The sequence below is a fragment of the Streptomyces mauvecolor genome (genome assembly GCF_039532965.1).
GTDB lineage: Bacteria > Actinomycetota > Actinomycetes > Streptomycetales > Streptomycetaceae > Streptomyces > Streptomyces violascens.
The window spans coordinates 128,442-143,472 of sequence record NZ_BAAASQ010000023.1; the positions used below are offsets into that span (position 1 = coordinate 128,442).

Annotated in this window: 14 protein-coding genes; 7 read left to right on the forward strand and 7 right to left on the reverse strand. The window is 70.2% G+C overall.

What is annotated here, in order from left to right:
• Positions 1-207: 207 nt before the first annotated feature.
• Positions 208-1,353: a SpoIIE family protein phosphatase gene (locus ABD346_RS28170; RefSeq protein ID WP_344378679.1), complete on the reverse strand. Its 1,146-nt coding sequence runs from the start codon at positions 1,351-1,353 to the stop codon at positions 208-210.
• Positions 1,354-1,644: 291 nt separating this feature from the next.
• Between ABD346_RS28170 and ABD346_RS28175 the strand changes: the two genes are divergently transcribed.
• Positions 1,645-2,874 carry a GNAT family N-acetyltransferase gene (locus tag ABD346_RS28175; protein WP_344378681.1) on the forward strand — a complete coding sequence of 410 codons (1,230 nt, stop codon included), beginning with the start codon at positions 1,645-1,647 and terminating at the stop codon, positions 2,872-2,874.
• On the opposite strand, the gene ABD346_RS28180 is transcribed toward ABD346_RS28175, so the two are convergent.
• Complete coding sequence (locus ABD346_RS28180) at positions 2,862-3,671, reverse strand: Fpg/Nei family DNA glycosylase (protein ID WP_344378683.1); 810 nt, start codon at positions 3,669-3,671, stop codon at positions 2,862-2,864. The genes ABD346_RS28175 and ABD346_RS28180 overlap by 13 nt on opposite strands.
• Before the next feature lie 9 nt (positions 3,672-3,680).
• Entirely contained in the window at positions 3,681-4,169 is a 489-nt protein-coding gene (locus ABD346_RS28185) for a ribose-5-phosphate isomerase (protein WP_344378686.1), read from the reverse strand.
• A 172-nt stretch (positions 4,170-4,341) separates the two neighbouring features.
• Between ABD346_RS28185 and ABD346_RS28190 the strand changes: the two genes are divergently transcribed.
• On the forward strand, positions 4,342-5,814 hold the full coding sequence (locus tag ABD346_RS28190) for an amino acid permease (protein ID WP_344378688.1): 1,473 nt from the start codon (positions 4,342-4,344) through the stop codon (positions 5,812-5,814).
• Here ABD346_RS28190 and ABD346_RS28195 read toward each other — a convergent pair.
• The gene (locus ABD346_RS28195) at positions 5,778-7,397 is read right to left on the reverse strand and encodes a serine/threonine-protein kinase (RefSeq protein WP_344378690.1); all 1,620 of its coding nucleotides are present in this window, start codon (positions 7,395-7,397) and stop codon (positions 5,778-5,780) included. The two genes, ABD346_RS28190 and ABD346_RS28195, sit on opposite strands and share 37 nt — an antisense overlap.
• A 195-nt stretch (positions 7,398-7,592) precedes the next feature.
• On the opposite strand from ABD346_RS28195, the gene ABD346_RS28200 reads away from it, so the two are divergent.
• Positions 7,593-8,312: an LPXTG cell wall anchor domain-containing protein gene (locus tag ABD346_RS28200; RefSeq protein ID WP_344378691.1), complete on the forward strand. Its 720-nt coding sequence runs from the start codon at positions 7,593-7,595 to the stop codon at positions 8,310-8,312.
• A 114-nt stretch (positions 8,313-8,426) separates the two neighbouring features.
• Here the strand turns inward: ABD346_RS28200 and ABD346_RS28205 are convergent, their stop codons facing one another.
• Positions 8,427-9,038 carry a Uma2 family endonuclease gene (locus tag ABD346_RS28205; protein ID WP_344378692.1) on the reverse strand — a complete coding sequence of 204 codons (612 nt, stop codon included), beginning with the start codon at positions 9,036-9,038 and terminating at the stop codon, positions 8,427-8,429.
• Between the two features lie 204 nt (positions 9,039-9,242).
• Positions 9,243-9,830 carry a biotin transporter BioY gene (locus ABD346_RS28210; RefSeq protein ID WP_344378693.1) on the reverse strand — a complete coding sequence of 196 codons (588 nt, stop codon included), beginning with the start codon at positions 9,828-9,830 and terminating at the stop codon, positions 9,243-9,245.
• Between the two features lie 258 nt (positions 9,831-10,088).
• Between ABD346_RS28210 and ABD346_RS28215 the strand changes: the two genes are divergently transcribed.
• The 4 genes from ABD346_RS28215 (at position 10,089) to ABD346_RS28230 (ending at position 14,207) form a co-directional block, all read left to right on the forward strand.
• Positions 10,089-11,456: an amino acid permease gene (locus ABD346_RS28215; protein ID WP_344378695.1), complete on the forward strand. Its 1,368-nt coding sequence runs from the start codon at positions 10,089-10,091 to the stop codon at positions 11,454-11,456.
• Positions 11,457-11,608: 152 nt separating this feature from the next.
• A complete protein-coding gene (locus tag ABD346_RS28220; protein WP_344378696.1) occupies positions 11,609-13,018 on the forward strand; it encodes an amino acid permease in 1,410 nt (469 codons plus the stop codon).
• A gap of 172 nt (positions 13,019-13,190) precedes the next feature.
• Positions 13,191-13,832: a superoxide dismutase gene (locus ABD346_RS28225; protein ID WP_344378698.1), complete on the forward strand. Its 642-nt coding sequence runs from the start codon at positions 13,191-13,193 to the stop codon at positions 13,830-13,832.
• A gap of 180 nt (positions 13,833-14,012) precedes the next feature.
• A complete protein-coding gene (locus ABD346_RS28230) occupies positions 14,013-14,207 on the forward strand; it encodes a hypothetical protein (RefSeq protein ID WP_381226784.1) in 195 nt (64 codons plus the stop codon).
• 49 nt (positions 14,208-14,256) lie between these two features.
• On the opposite strand, the gene ABD346_RS28235 is transcribed toward ABD346_RS28230, so the two are convergent.
• Complete coding sequence (locus ABD346_RS28235) at positions 14,257-14,907, reverse strand: mycothiol-dependent nitroreductase Rv2466c family protein (RefSeq protein WP_344378701.1); 651 nt, start codon at positions 14,905-14,907, stop codon at positions 14,257-14,259.
• Between the last annotated feature and the right edge of the window lie 124 nt (positions 14,908-15,031).

A 15,031-nucleotide genomic window follows, 5' to 3' on the forward strand; every position in this document is an offset into this window, starting at 1 on the left:
CACGCCGACCCTTCGAACCTACGGATGCGGGAGGGGTGCGGACCATGGCGGCCGCCGGTGGATCAAGGGTGGGGTTGACCCCACCCCCGGCGGGGGGCCGAGGGATGCCCTGCTGGGATCTGCCGGGGCTGCGGGCGCGTGGCCCGAGCAGGGTCCAGCCCTCCAGCGGGCAGAACGGGCGGGCGGGAAAGGGGAGCCGAAGCCCCCTCACGCCTCCCGGCGGATCAGCAGCAGCGCCCTGTCGTCGTTGACATCCTTCGCCACCGCCTCGATCAGGTGCCACGCCGCCCCGTCGAAGCCCGTCGACACGTACCGGTCGGCCTCGCCCGTCAGGCGGTCGATGCCCTCGCCGATGTCGCGTTCGGAGGTCTCGACCAGGCCGTCCGTGAAGAGCATCAGGACGTCGCCGGGGGCCAGCGAGCCCTTCGAGGGGTGGAACTCGGCGCCGTCGTACACGCCGAGCAGCGGGCCTTCGGCGGCCTGTTCGTGCCAGCGGCCCGAGCCCGCGTGGAGCTGGATGGCCGGGGGGTGGCCCGCCGAGAGGAGTTCGTAGTCGCCGGAGTCGAGGTCCAGGACCAGGTGGATGGCGGTGGCAAAGCCCTCGTCCCAGTCCTGGCGCAGCAGGTAGCCGTTGGCCGCGGGCAGGAAGGCGTGCGGGGGCAGCGAGCCGAGGAGGCCGCCGAACGCGCCGGAGAGCAGCAGGGCGCGGGAGCCCGCGTCCATGCCCTTGCCGGAGACGTCGGTGAGGACGATCTCCAGAGTGCGCCCGCCGCCGGTGCGGGCCGCGACGACGAAGTCGCCGGAGAACGACTGGCCGCCCGCGGGACGCAGCGCCATCTCGCGGTGCCAGCCCTTGGGCAGGTGGGGCAGCGCGCTCTGGACCCGGATGCGTTCGCGCAGGTCGAAGAGCATGGTGCCGCCGCGCCGCCACGGCACGCCGACGCGGGCCCGGAACTGGGCGATGAGCAGCCCGAAGAGCCCGCAGGCGGCCACCACGAGGACCGTGCCCGGGGTGACCCGCGACGGACCCGCCGTGTACGGGCCGAGCCGCACCGACTCCACGATCAGCGCGGCCGCGGCGGCCGCGTACAGGGCGAGGAGGTTGGCGGGCCGCAGCAGGAGCCCGCCCGCCACGATCGGCAGCACCAGGGCGGAGGGGGCGCACCACACGGGGGCGAAGAGGGTGGCGCAGGCGATGGCGGGGACGGTGAGGAGCAGACCGGCCAGGGCGACCCAGTCGGAGCCGTCGCCGCGGAAGTAGTCGACGCCGGATCTGCGCACGGCGTTGCGGACCCGGTGCAGCGCCTTGCGCCACCGGGCGGTGAACGAGTCCGCTCTCATCGCACGTGCCATTGCCGAGGACCCTATCCAGCCGGTGGCTCCCCGTGCAGGTGGCCCCCGGCGCCCGGAGGGGGCTCCCCGGTGGAAAACCGGTAGCCAGGGAGGCGTACGGCCCGCCGGGCACGGCGCGGCGGGCGCTCGCGCCCCGGGCTGGTGCCCCCGGCGGGGGGTGTGAGGAAAATCCGTTCCCCCCGCCTCTCGTACGCCTCACCCGGGTACGGCCCCCTGCGCGTCCGCCACCAGCGGCCGGCCGTGCCGGAAATCCGTTCGCTCCACCCGTGCCGTCCCTGCTAGTCATGGCATATGACGATGGAGTTTCGGGTTCTGGACCCGGCCGAGTGGGACGAGTGGTACGGAGCCCTGCTGGTGGCCTTCGGGGGGATTTCGGATGCCCCCGAGGAAGTCGAGCTGTGGCGCGAGCTGATCGACCCCGCGCGCTCGATCGCCGTGTGGGACGACTCGCAGTGCGTGGCCGGCACCAGCACCTTCCCGTTCCGGCTGAGCGTGCCGGGCGGGGCCGTGGTGCCGGCCGCGGGCGTCACCGGGGTCGGTGTCATGGGCACCCACCGCCGCCGCGGCATCCTCACCTCGATGATGCGCCGCCAGCTCGACGACGTGCGCGAGCGCGGCGAGGCGCTGGCCGTCCTGACCGCGTCCGAGCCGGCCATCTACGGGCGGTTCGGGTACGGCATCGCCACGATGGCGCTGTCCGCGGAGATCGACACGACCCGGGTCCGCCTCGACGTGCCGCCCGGCACCGACGAGGTGCGGCTGCGGTACGTGAAGGTGGCGGAATCGCTGGCCGAGTGCGAGGCGCTGTACGCGCGCCTCGTGCCGGGGCGCCCCGGCCTGCTGGCCCGGCAGCCCGGCTGGGACCGGTTCACCACGTGCGACCCGGTGGCCTACCGGGACGGCGCATCGCCGTTGCAGTGCGTGCTGGCCGAGCGCGACGGGGAGCTCGTCGGATACGCCCGCTACCGGGTCGCCTCGAAGTCGGGGCCGGCCGGCGTGGACGGCACGGTCACGCTGCACGATCTGGAGGCCGTGGACCCGGCGGTGTCCGCTGCGCTGTGGCGCTACCTGTTCGGGATCGACCTGACGAGCACGCTGAAGGTGAAGAGCCGCCCGGCCGACGACGCGTTCCAGCACCTCGTCTCCGACGTGCGCCGCTGCGAGCTGCGGCTGAGGGACTCGTTGCACGTACGGCTCGTCGAGGTGGGCGCGGCCCTTGAGGCGCGTACGTACGCGGCGCCCGTCGATGTGGTCCTGGAGGTCGAGGACGCGTTCTGTCCGTGGAACGCGGGCCGCTGGCGGCTGACCGGCGACGCGAAGGGCGCGTCCTGCGTCCGCACCGAGGACCCGGCCGAACTGGCCCTGTCCGTAAGGGAGTTGGGCGCCGCCTACCTCGGCGGGGTCACGCTCGCCTCACTCGCGGGCTCGGGCCGGGTGCGCGAGCTGCGCCCGGGCGCGCTGGCCGAGGCCTCGACGGCGTTCGGCAGCGAGCTCGCGCCGTGGCTGCCTCACGGCTTCTGACAGCCGGGGCACCAGAACAGATTGCGGGCGGCGAGATCGGCGGTGCGGATCTCGCCGCCACAGATGTGGCAGGGCTGATGGGCGCGGCGGTAGACGTACACCTCGCCGCCGTGGTCGTCCACGCGCGGCGGGCGGCCCATCGCCTCGGGGGTGTGCTCGGGGCGGACGGTGTCGATCCGGTTGAGTCGGACGCCCTCGCTCATCAGCTCCACGAGGTCGGCCCAGACCGCGTCCCACTCGGCGGGGGTGAGGTCCTTGCCGAGCCGGTACGGGTCGATGCCGTGCCTGAAGAGAACCTCGGCGCGGTAGACGTTGCCCACGCCCGCGATGACCTTCTGGTCCATGAGCAGGGCGGCGATGGTGGTGCGGCTCTTCGAGATCCGCTGCCAGGCCTTCTCGCCGGTGTCGGCGGCCCGCAGCGGGTCGGGGCCGAGCCGGTCGTGTATCGCCCGCTTCTCGCCGTCGGTGATCAGCGCACAGGTCGTCGGTCCGCGCAGGTCCGCGTACGCCTCGTCGTTGATCAGCCGCAGCCGTACGGTGTCGGTGGCCGGCGGGGCCGGGGCATCACCGAAGCCGTACTTGCCGAACAGGCCCAGGTGGATGTGGACCCAGCCGGACGGGCCGAAGCCGAGGAACAGGTGCTTTCCGTGCGCCTCGGCGCCCTCCAGGACCTGGCCGTCGACCAGGGCCGCGCCGTCCGAGAACTTGCCCTGGGGGCTGGAGACGCGCAGCGGCCGGCCGCCGAACATGAGGTCGTGGTCGGCGGCCAGCCGGTGGATCGTGTGCCCTTCAGGCATGGGTGACGATCAGCCCTGCTGCGGGTGGTGGGCCGGGATCTCGGGGAGCTTGCCGGTGGTCTCGTACTCGGTGAGCATCTCGATGCGGCGGGTGTGACGTGCCTCACCCGAGTACGGGGTGGTGAGGAAGATCTCGACGAACTTGGTCGCCTCCTCCTCGGTGTGCATCCGGCCGCCGATGGAGATCACGTTGGCGTCGTTGTGCTCACGGCCGAGGGCCGCGGTCTGCTCGCTCCAGGCCAGTGCGGCGCGGACGCCCTTGACCTTGTTGGCGGCGATCTGCTCGCCGTTGCCGGAGCCGCCGATCACGATGCCCAGCGAGTCCGGGTCCGCGGCCGTCTTCTCGGCGGCACGCAGGCAGAACGGCGGGTAGTCGTCCTGGGCGTCATAGATGTGCGGACCGCAGTCCACGGGCTCGTGGCCGTGGGCCGTGAGCCACTCGACGAGGTGGTTCTTGAGTTCGAAGCCGGCATGGTCGGAGCCGAGGTACACGCGCATGCCCCCGAGTGTGGCATGCGGAGGGCTGGGCAGGGCTGAGCGGGGTGAGGACTTTGGTCCCCGTCGTTGGTCCCGTCTAACGATCCGGATTCAGGCCTTCCGTACCGAAGCGGACCAGGTTTGAATACCCGGGCTCGTAACCCGAGTGCTCCGAAGACGTAAGGAAGCGTCCATGACCTCGCAGCCGTCCCTTGCGAAGGAAGACCGCCTGCCCGGTGAAACCGGTGATTCGCAGGTGCCCGACAGCGGCCTCAAGGCCGGTCTCAAGAACCGCCATCTGTCCATGATCGCCATCGGTGGCGTGATCGGCGCCGGCCTGTTCGTGGGCTCCGGCTCCGGCATCGCCGCGGCCGGACCCGCCATTCTGCTCTCGTACGCACTCGTCGGCGTGATGGTCGTCTTCGTCATGCGGATGCTGGGCGAGATGGCCGCCGCCCGCCCGTCGTCCGGCTCGTTCTCGGCGTACGCGGACCGTGCGCTCGGCCGCTGGGCCGGGTTCTCCATCGGCTGGCTCTACTGGTTCTTCTGGGTCGTGGTGCTCGCGGTCGAGGGAACGGCCGGCGCGAAGATCCTGCACGACTGGGTGCCGGGGGTCCCGCAGTGGGGCTGGGCGCTCATAGTGATGGTGGTGCTCACCGCCACCAACCTGGCCTCGGTGTCCTCGTACGGCGAGTTCGAGTTCTGGTTCGCCGGGATCAAGGTCGTCGCGATCGGCGGCTTCGTGGTCATCGGTCTGCTCGCGGTGTTCGGCGTGCTGCCGGGCTCGCACAACCCGGGCGCGGGCTTCGCGCACCTCACGGACGCGGGCGGGTTCTTCCCCAAGGGCTACGGCGCGATCCTGACCGGTGTGCTGATGGTCGTCTTCTCCTTCATGGGCTCCGAGATCGTCACCCTGGCCGCCGGTGAGTCCGAGGACCCGCGGCGCGCCGTGACCAAGGCCACCAACAGCGTGATCTGGCGGATCGCGGTCTTCTACCTCGGCTCGATCTTCATCGTGCTCACCCTCCTGAAGTGGAGCGACCCCTCGATCGTCGCGGACGGTTCGTACGTCGCCGCCCTGAAGACGATCGGCATCCCGCACGCCGACCAGATCATGAACGTGATCGTCCTGACGGCGGTGCTGTCCTGCCTCAACTCCGGCCTGTACACGGCCTCCCGGATGGCGTTCTCGCTCGGTGAGCGCGGGGACGCGCCGAAGTCCTTCGCCCGGACGAACAAGCGGGGCGTGCCGCAGGTCGCGATCCTGTCCTCGGTCGTCTTCGGCTTCGTCGCGGTGTTCTTCAACTACAAGTGGCCGGACACCGTCTTCGCGTTCCTCCTGAACTCCTCGGGCGCCGTCGCCCTGTTCGTGTGGCTGGTGATCTGCTTCACGCAGCTGCGGATGCGCGGGATCATCCTGCGCGAGCAGCCGGAGAAGCTGACCGTGAAGATGTGGGGCTTCCCCTATCTCACCTGGCTGACGATCGGGATGATCTCCTTCGTCCTCGTCTACATGCTGTTCGACAAGTCCGGGCGCGAGCAGGTGCTCCTGTCGCTGCTCGTCGCGGCGATCGTCATCGTGATCGCCGTGGTCAAGGAGAAGGTCCTCGCGGGCCGCGCCGCCCCCGCCTACAGCGGGGTGAACGAGGACGTCACCGCGTCATAGGTGTCGAGGGCGGCGGACTCCGTGTCGGCCTCGTACCAGGTGTTGATCTGGTACGACTTGCCGCCCTCGTCGAAGCCGATCTGGCGGGCCTTCCACGGGACGCCGTTCTGGGTGAAGTCGTAGTCCCAGATGATGGCGGGCTGGTCGTGGAAGGTCGTCCGGTCGAGCCGGATCTTCCGGTAGCCGGGCACGTCGTGGGAGCCCGCCTCGGCCTCCTGCCACTGGGTCATGAGATCGCCGCCGCGTACGAGTGCGTACGAGGCGGCGATCTCCTGTTTTCCGCCCGGCGCGTGGTAGTGGATGTTGGACGGGCTCTTGGCGGTGCGGGTCCAGCCCTTGGGCGGGATCCAGGCGAAGCCGGTCTCGTCGATCGAGCCGGCCGGCGGGGTCGCGGAGGGCGGGCGCGAGGTCCCGTCCACGGTGGGCGGCGCCGAACCGCTCCCGGTGGCGCCGCCCCCGCCGCCCTGATGCGCGGTGGTGGCGATCAGGACCGCGGCCACGGCGGCGGCCACCACGACGACGGCCGTGAGCAGGAACCGCTTGCCCGCCCACCGGCGCCGGGGCGACGGCTCCGGCTCCTCCCGTACGGGCTCCGGTGCCGCGGGTCCGGGTGCTGCGGGTCCGGGCGCCGGGGGCACCTCCCTCGGCGGGGGCGGCGGCTCCTCCCGTACGGACGGGCCCCCGGGCCAGGGTGGCGGGTCGCCGAACACCTGGAGGGTGGGGGGATGCGGCGCGGGTGCCGGTCCGGCGGCGAGGACGGTGGGGGGCGCGGCGATCGGCATCAGGCGGGCGGCGATCTCGTCCAGGCCGGGCCGCAGCTCGGGGTTCTTGACCAGGAGCTGCGCGAGGAGCGGGGCCAACGGGCCTGCGGTGTCCGGGAGTTCGGGCTCCTCGTAGAGCACGGCGTGCAGGGTGGCGAGGGTGGAGGGGCGGGCGAACGGGGAGCAGCCGGCGACCGCCGCGCACAGGGTGGCGCCGAGCGACCACACGTCGGACGCGGGGCCCTGCGGCTTGCCCGAGACCCGCTCGGGCGCCATGTAGTCCGGGGAGCCGACCAGCATGCCGACGACGGTGAGGGCGGCCGCGTCCTGGATGGCGGCGATGCCGAAGTCGGTGAGGACGACGCGGCCGCCGGGGCCGAGCAGGACGTTGCCGGGTTTGATGTCGCGGTGCAGGACGCCCACCGCGTGCACCTCGACGAGGGCCGCGGCGAGGCCGATGCCGATCCGGGCGGCCTCGCGCGGGGCCACCGGGCCGTCCTCCAGGAGGAGCTTCTCCAGGGAGCGGGACTCGACGAGCTCCATCACGATCCAGAGCCGGTCGCTCTCCTCGGCCACCACGTCGTAGACCCGCACCACATTGGGGTGGTCGATCCGGGCGGTGGCCCGGGCCTCGCGCAGGGTGCGTTCGCGGCGAATTCGACTGTCCTCTGCATCGAGTTCATTGATGCGCATTTCCTTTACGGCGACCTGCCGGTCGAGTATCTCGTCGGCCGCCCGCCACACCCGCCCCATTCCCCCCTGGCCAATTGTTTCGCCCAGGCGGTAGCGCCCGGCGATCAATAGTCCCCGTGTTCCCGGCATGACCACCCACCCCCTCAGCACCTACTGTGACCAGGACTGATTCACGACGGTGACACCATCACAGCATAATTCCTGGAAATCTTGTGGGACCCTTCTGTGCACAGATGCACCCAACACGGGTGAGGGGGATGGGAAATGCACGTTCGAAAAGCCAAGGGATCTCTATTTGCCTCTGCATTCGCGGCCCTGCTGATTTTGCCGTTCGGAGCGGGGGCGGCGTTCGCGGCCGATCCGACGCCGGGCAGCAGCCAGGGCGGCACCCCCGGGCCGAGCGCCCCGGCGGACCTGAAGATCTCCACCGAGCTGCCGTCGACGATCAAGGTCGACAACACGACGCACCGCACCACGTTCACGGCGACGCTCGCCAACCACGGCAGCAAGGCCACCGGGCCGGTCACCCTGACGGTGCTCGGCCTGGACGGCATGAAGATCACCGGCGTCAGGGGCTGCACGCCGGTCGCGAGCGCCAAACGCCCGCCGATCACCAACAGCGGCTACGGCTGCGCGATTTCGGACCTGGCTCCCGGCCAGTCGAAGTCGTACACCGTCTCGGCGACGTACGACCTGTCGAAGACCGGCAAGATCTGTCTGCCGGTGACCGAGGGGAACAGCGACAAGGTGCTGTGGCAGCAGGGCCCGGTGCCGTTCGGCACGACCAAGCCGACGCCGAACGCGCCGGACACGCCACTGCTGCTCGGCACGGACAACGTCCCCGCCGCCCCGCCTTCGGGCACGGCCTCTCCGACGCCGACGAGCCCAGCCCCGTCCTCCCCCTCCGCACCGCCCCAGCTCCCCAAGACGGGCGTCAACGACGGAGTACTCCCGCTGGCCGCGGCAGGCGCCCTGTTCCTGATCGCCGGGGGCACGGGCCTGTGGTGGACGACCCGGGGCCGCCGGTGGACGGCCAGGCACTGACGGCGACACCCGAAACGTGAAAGGGCCCGGCAGCTGCCGGGCCCTTTCACGTTGTGAAGTCGTGCGGCGGACTCGCCGTCCTGGCAAGGGAGTTGGGCACGGGGCGCGCCAGAACTACAGGAGCGAGGTGTCCAGGGCCGGGTAGGGCGCGGGGAGCAGGAACTTGCCGCCGAGTTCGGTGACCGTCGTCGTCCGGTAGTGACTCTTGGTGGGCTGCTTCTTGTCCGGCACCGGCTCGGAATGGACGTACACCTTGCGTTCGTAACGGTGCACGATCACATACAGGGGAACCCCGGCGGCGGCGTAACTGCGGTACTTGGGGCCGGTGTCCGTCTCGTGGTTGGTCGAGGTGACCTCTCCCGCGAGGTGCAGCAGCTCGATCGGGTACCAGCCCCGGTTCGTCCGGCGGTACGCCTCATCCAGGTCGCTCGGTTCACGCCGCATGACGTAGAAGTCGGGAACCAGCAGGCTCAGAGTCTTCTCCGCCGTCACACCGGTGCGGTAGCCGTTGCCGATGCCCACGTGGCCGATCCCGGCCGTGCGGAGCTGGAAGTACAGCTCGGTGGCCGCACGGTTGTGGTTGTGGTCGGGCTGAGGCGGCACAATCACCATTCCCTCGACGTACTCGGCCCGAATCGGCTCCTTGGAAGCCTTCTCGAACTCGATCAACAGGTCGATGGGGTCCTGTGCCTCGTTCACCGGCTCGGTGATGGGGTCGGCGCTCATGCTGGCGTTCCTCCCTCGTCGCTGGTGTCAGGCTACGCCCGGTGGGCGGCCCCGGGCAGGAGCATGGTGGCCGGGCGGGCCGTTCTGCCGGTGATGGGGAGACGTTCACTCGTTCGGGGAGCGAAGAAACCTTCCCGCCGACTACCGGCACGCAAAAGGCCCGGCAGCTGCCGGGCCCTTGTGCGCTGTGAAGCCGTGCGGGGATCAGCCCCTGCGGCCGAGCAGCTTCCAGGCGGCCGGGAGGAGGCCCATCGCCAGGGCCGCCTTCAGGGCGTCGCCCAGGAGGAACGGGGTGAGGCCGGCGGCGACCGCCGCGGTCAGGGACATGCCGGTCGAGGCGGCGAGGTAGGGGACGCCCACGGCGTAGATGATCGCCGAGCCGAGCACCATCGTGCCCGCGGTGCGCAGCACCGAGCGGTCGGCGCCGCGGCGGGCCAGGGCGCCGACGACGGTGGAGGCGAGCAGCATGCCGAGCACGTAGCCGAACGAGGCGCCGCCCGCGCCGGAGGTGCCGTTCGCGAACCAAGGCATCCCGGCCATGCCGACCAGGGCGTACAGCGCGAGCGAGAGGAAGCCGCGGCCCGCGCCGAGGCCCGCGCCGACGAGCAGCGCCGCGAAGGTCTGGCCGGTGACCGGGACGGGCGAGCCGGGGACGGGCACGGCGATCTGGGCGGCGAGTCCGGTCAGCACCGCGCCGCCGACGACGAGCGCGATGTCCTTGGTGCGGGAGGCAGGCAGCAGGTCGGCGAGTACCGATCCGGTGCGGGGGGCGGCGGCGGACGCAGTGCTCATCGGAACTCCGGCAGGTGTTGGGGCAGCGGGACGTGCTGGGGACACGGTGACGTTAGCCCACTGAATCTCGCTGGATCACCAGCAGCCGCCCACAAAGCGGGTGTTGAAGCCTTGGTGGGGTCTGCACAAAGGGCTGGTTTCATGCCCGCTCTCGCGTGACCCTCGTCACTGCGGTGATGGTGTCGAGTATCCCTTTTGCGCCGGAGGCCGTGGCTCCGCGAGACTGTAGGTTCTCCATAAACCGAAAGTACGAGGGCCATGCACGACTCCTTGCCCGCGGAGCCCCTCTCGCACGGGCTGAAGCAGCGCCATCTGACCATGCTCGGCCTGGGCGGGGTGATCGGCGCGGGGCTCTTCGTGGGGTCGGGCGCCGGGATCGCGGTGGCGGGCCCGGGCATCGTCGTCTCGTATCTGATCGCGGGCGCGATCGCGATGCTGGTGATGCGGATGCTCGGCGAGATGTCGTCGGCGATGCCCGCCTCGGGCTCGTTCTCGGTGCACGCGGAGCGGGCGCTCGGCCGCTGGGCGGGGTTCAGCGTCGGCTGGCTCTACTGGTTCCTGCTCGTGGTGGTCCTCGCCGTGGAGGCGACCGGCGCCGCGAAGATCGCGAACGGCTGGGCGCCCGGGGTGCCGCAGTGGGCCTGGGTGCTGATCTTCATGGTGGTGTTCACCGGCGCCAACCTGGCCGCGGTCAAGAACTTCGGCGAGTTCGAGTTCTGGTTCGCCGCCCTGAAGATCTTCGCGATCGTCACGTTCCTGGTGCTCGGGCTGCTCGCGGTCTTCGGCGTCCTTCCCGACACCTCTCCGGTGGGCCTGTCCAACCTGACCGGCCAGGGCGGCTTCCTGCCCGCCGGGTGGAGCGGGGTGGTCTCCGGGGTGCTCGCGGTGATCTTCGCGTTCGGCGGTCTGGAGGTCGTCACGATCGCCGCCGCCGAGTCCGACGACCCGGCCCGCGCGGTCGGGCGCGCGGTGCGCAGCGCGGTGTGGCGGATCCTCTTCTTCTACGTGGGCTCGATGCTGGTCATCGTGACGCTGCTGCCGTGGACGTCGATGAAGCCGGGCCAGAGCCCGTACGTCGCGGTCCTCGACGCGATCGGCATCCCGTATGCCGGCCAGATCATGAACATCGTGGTGTTCGTGGCGCTGCTCTCGGCCCTGAACGCCAATCTGTACGGCTCCTCGCGCATGGTCTTCTCGCTCGCCGAGCGGGGCGAGGCACCCAAGGGCCTGCTGAAGGTGTCCGGTGGCGGGGTGCCGCGCCGGGCGGTGCTCGCGTCGGTGGCCTTCGGCTTCATCTCCGTCCTGCTGAACCTGAAGTGGCCGGACTCGGTGTTCCTCTACATGCTCAACGCGGTCGGCGCGGTGCTCCTGTTCGTGTGGGCGCTGATCGCCGTCTCGCAGCTGCGGCTGCGCCGCCGGATCGAGCGCGAGGCGCCCGAGACGCTGTCGCTGAAGATGTGGGCCTTCCCGTATCTCACGTGGGCCGCGCTCGCCGCGATGGCCGCGGTGCTCGTCCTGATGCTCTTCGACGACTCGGCCCGGCCGCAGGTGCTGTGGTCGGCCGGCGCGACGGCCGCGGTGCTTCTGGTGGCAGGGGTACGGGAGTTGCGCACGCGCCGCGTGTGAAGTTCGCGTAAACAAAACGCGCCCGTCTCTTCACGCTGTGTGAGTCGGGTGTCCGCATAGCGGTCGGGTGTTCCCTCTGAGCGGGGCCGCCCTAAGACTGTGGGCCTCCGTGCCGCCGACCCGGTGGATCAGCTACTGAACAGGGCATGCCCATGTCTCGGACAACCGCGCCCGCGCAGAACGACAGCCGGCCGCAGACCGACTCACCGCTCACCCATGGTCTCAAGCAGCGCCATCTCTCGATGATCGCCCTCGGCGGCGTCATCGGCGCCGGCCTGTTCGTCGGCTCCGGCACCGCGATCGCCGCGGCCGGGCCCTCGATCATCCTCGCCTACGCGATATCCGGCGCCCTGGTCATGCTCGTCATGCGCATGCTGGGCGAGATGTCGGCCGCCAACCCCGCGTCCGGCTCGTTCTCGGTGCACGCCGAGCGGGCGATCGGCCCGTGGGCCGGGTTCACCGCGGGCTGGGCCTTCTGGTTCCTGCTCTGCGTGGCCGTCGGCCTGGAGGGCATCGGCGCCGCCGGCATCGTGCACGGCTGGCTGCCGGGCGTCCCGGAGTGGGCGCTGGTCGCCGTGTTCATGCTCCTTTTCTGCGGCACCAACCTGGCGGCCGTGAAGAACTTCGGCGAGTTCGAGTTCTGGTTCGCCGCGCTGAAGATCGGCGCGATCGTCCTCTTCCTGGTCATCGGCGTGCTCGCGATCGTCGGCGTGCTGCCGGACACGAGCGCCCCGGGCCTGACCAACCTCACCGGCCAGGGCGGCTTCATGCCCAACGGCAGCGAGGGCCTCATCGTCGGACTGCTCGCCTCCGTCTTCGCGTACGGCGGCCTGGAGACGGTCACCATCGCCGCGGCCGAGTCCGAACATCCCGTCCAGGGCGTCGCGAAGGCCGTGCGCACCGCGATGTGGCGGATCGCGATCTTCTACATCGGCTCGATGGCGGTCGTCGTGACGCTGCTTCCCTGGACCGCCAAGGACATCGCGACCAAGGGCCCCTACGTCGCGACCCTGGACTACCTCGGCATCCCGGCCGCGAGCCACATCATGAACGTCGTGATCCTCATCGCCCTGCTCTCGGCGATGAACGCGAACATCTACGGCGCCTCCCGCATGGCCGGCTCGCTCGTCTCGCGCGGCCAGGGCCCCAAGGTGCTCGGGAAGATCTCCGGCGGGGTGCCACGGGTGGCCGTCCTCGTCTCCTCGGCCTTCGGCTTCGTGTGCGTGCTGCTCAGCTACTGGCGTCCGGACGACATCTTCCAGTGGCTCCTGAACACCATCGGCGCGATCATCCTGGTCGTCTGGTTCTTCATCGCCGCCTCGCAGTTGCTGCTGCGCCGCCGCCTTGAGCGCGAGTCGCCGGAGAAGCTCGTCGTGAAGATGTGGCTCTACCCGTGGCTCACCTGGATCGCACTGCTCGGCATGGCGGTGGTCTTCGTCCTGATGGCCCGTGAGGACGGCACGCGGGTGCAGCTCTACTACACGGGCGGCCTCACCCTGGTGCTCGCGATCATCGGCTACATCCGTCAGCGCACGTCGACGCAGACCCCGATCGACGCCTGACCGAACGGCCCCTCCTGCTCTCAACTGTCCTGCGTCCCCTGGCCCTGGGCCTCGGGACGCAGGACTTTTTGCTGAGGTCACCCTTACCTGCGAACCCGCATTCCTGCTGGTAGCGTGCACTTGCACATCAATTGCAATAAGCATTTGCAGTGAGCAGTCGGAGGGCTCGGACATGGCCATTTACACGCTTCCTGAACTTCCGTACGACTACGCGGCGCTCGAACCCGTCATCAGCCCGGAGATCATCGAGCTGCACCACGACAAGCACCACGCTGCGTACGTGAAGGGCGCGAACGACACCCTGGAGCAGCTCGCGGAGGCCCGCGACAAGGACGCCTGGGGCTCGATCAACGGCCTGGAGAAGAACCTCGCGTTCCACCTCTCCGGCCACATCCTGCACTCGATCTACTGGCACAACATGACGGGCGACGGCGGCGGCGAGCCGCTCGACAAGGACGGCGTGGGCGAGCTGGCCGACGCCATCGCCGAGTCCTTCGGCTCGTTCGCCAAGTTCAAGGCCCAGCTGACCAAGGCCGCGGCGACGACGCAGGGTTCGGGCTGGGGCGTCCTCGCCTACGAGCCGATCAGCGGCCGCCTCGTGGTCGAGCAGATCTACGACCACCAGGGCAACGTCGGCCAGGGCTCCACCCCGGTCCTGGTCTTCGACGCCTGGGAGCACGCCTTCTACCTCCAGTACAAGAACCAGAAGGTCGACTTCATCGAAGCCATGTGGCGGGTCGTCAACTGGCAGGACGTGGCGAAGCGTTACGCCGCCGCCAAGCAGGCCGGCAACAACCTGATCCTGGCCCCGTAAGGCACCCCCGGTCGTCCTGCCTCGTGATCGTCTTCTCAACCTTCATGACGGCAGGCGGAAGAACGAAGGGCCCCCGCGAGGACGTGACTCGCGGGGGCCCTTCGCATCCGGCTGTTTTTCGCCCTGCTCCCGCCGTGCGGGCGGGCCTACACTCCCGGCACTTGCCAAGGAGGGGTACGCATGGCGATGTACTGCGACACGTGCAAGTCCGACGAGGAGCACCGCCGGCTGAGTACGGAGGAGAAGGCCTGGCTGCGGCATCGCACCGGCCGCAAGAACGTCGAGGACGTCTGGGTCTGCACCCGACCGGGCTGCCGGAATCTGCGGACCGGCTTCGACAAGCGCCCGTTCGCGGAGCACATCCGGCTGCCGTGAGGTTCCGGGTGCCTGCCCCCGCGGGGCACGGGGCGGCACCCGGTGACGGTCACAGGTTGCTGAAGTCCGGGCCCTTGGTGCGGCTGCGCTTGATCTCGTAGAAGCCCGGGGTGGCGGCGACGAGCAGGGTGCCGTCCCACAGCTTGGCGGCGGCCTCGCCCTGGGGGGCGGGGGTGACGACCGGGCCGAAGAAGGCGATCTGCTCGCCGTCGGCGCCCGGCACCGCGATGACGGGGGTGCCGACGTCCTGGCCGACCTTCTCGATGCCCTCCTTGTGGGAGGCGCGCATCTGCACGTCGTAGGTGTCCTGGTCGACGTAGTCGATGAGGTCGGCGGGCAGGCCCACGTCCTTCAGCGCCGCGGCGATGGAGTCCCGGTTCACGCCGAGGCCCTCGTTGTGGAAGCGGGTGCCGAGCGCGGTGTACAGCTTGCCGACGACCTCGTCGCCGTGGAGCTGCTGTGCCGCGGTCACGACGCGTACCGGGCCCCAGGACTTGCCGCCGGGCCGCATGTTCTCGGCGTACTCCTCGGGCAGCTCGTCCAGGCGGTCCTCGTTCAGCACCGCGAGGCTCATCACGTGCCAGCGGACCTCGACGTCGCGCACCTTCTCGACCTCCAGCATCCACCGCGAGGTCATCCAGGCCCAGGGGCAGAGGGGGTCGAACCAGAAGTCGACGGGGGTCTTGGCGGACTCGGACATGTCTCTCCTCGGGCAACATCGGGCAACGTCGGTCAAGCAAGCATCTCTACGGTCGAACACCGGCATCGACCGAAAGCATTCCGCTGAAGGCCCGTTTCGGCCGACCCATTCCCGCTCGGCCTCC

What these genes read in the sequence shown, in the direction of transcription:
- ABD346_RS28185 (WP_344378686.1), bottom strand. Translation starts at nt 4,169, where the DNA reads ATGCGCGTGTACCTCGGCTCCGACCATGCCGGCTTCGAACTCAAGAAC.
- ABD346_RS28170 (WP_344378679.1), bottom strand. Translation starts at nt 1,353, where the DNA reads ATGGCACGTGCGATGAGAGCGGACTCGTTCACCGCCCGGTGGCGCAAG.
- ABD346_RS28175 (WP_344378681.1), top strand. Translation starts at nt 1,645, where the DNA reads ATGACGATGGAGTTTCGGGTTCTGGACCCGGCCGAGTGGGACGAGTGG.
- ABD346_RS28210 (WP_344378693.1), bottom strand. Translation starts at nt 9,830, where the DNA reads ATGAGCACTGCGTCCGCCGCCGCCCCCCGCACCGGATCGGTACTCGCC.
- ABD346_RS28180 (WP_344378683.1), bottom strand. Translation starts at nt 3,671, where the DNA reads ATGCCTGAAGGGCACACGATCCACCGGCTGGCCGCCGACCACGACCTC.
- ABD346_RS28215 (WP_344378695.1), top strand. Translation starts at nt 10,089, where the DNA reads ATGCACGACTCCTTGCCCGCGGAGCCCCTCTCGCACGGGCTGAAGCAG.
- ABD346_RS28220 (WP_344378696.1), top strand. Translation starts at nt 11,609, where the DNA reads ATGTCTCGGACAACCGCGCCCGCGCAGAACGACAGCCGGCCGCAGACC.
- ABD346_RS28235 (WP_344378701.1), bottom strand. Translation starts at nt 14,907, where the DNA reads ATGTCCGAGTCCGCCAAGACCCCCGTCGACTTCTGGTTCGACCCCCTC.
- ABD346_RS28195 (WP_344378690.1), bottom strand. Translation starts at nt 7,397, where the DNA reads ATGCCGGGAACACGGGGACTATTGATCGCCGGGCGCTACCGCCTGGGC.
- ABD346_RS28190 (WP_344378688.1), top strand. Translation starts at nt 4,342, where the DNA reads ATGACCTCGCAGCCGTCCCTTGCGAAGGAAGACCGCCTGCCCGGTGAA.
- ABD346_RS28230 (WP_381226784.1), top strand. Translation starts at nt 14,013, where the DNA reads ATGGCGATGTACTGCGACACGTGCAAGTCCGACGAGGAGCACCGCCGG.
- ABD346_RS28205 (WP_344378692.1), bottom strand. Translation starts at nt 9,038, where the DNA reads ATGAGCGCCGACCCCATCACCGAGCCGGTGAACGAGGCACAGGACCCC.
- ABD346_RS28225 (WP_344378698.1), top strand. Translation starts at nt 13,191, where the DNA reads ATGGCCATTTACACGCTTCCTGAACTTCCGTACGACTACGCGGCGCTC.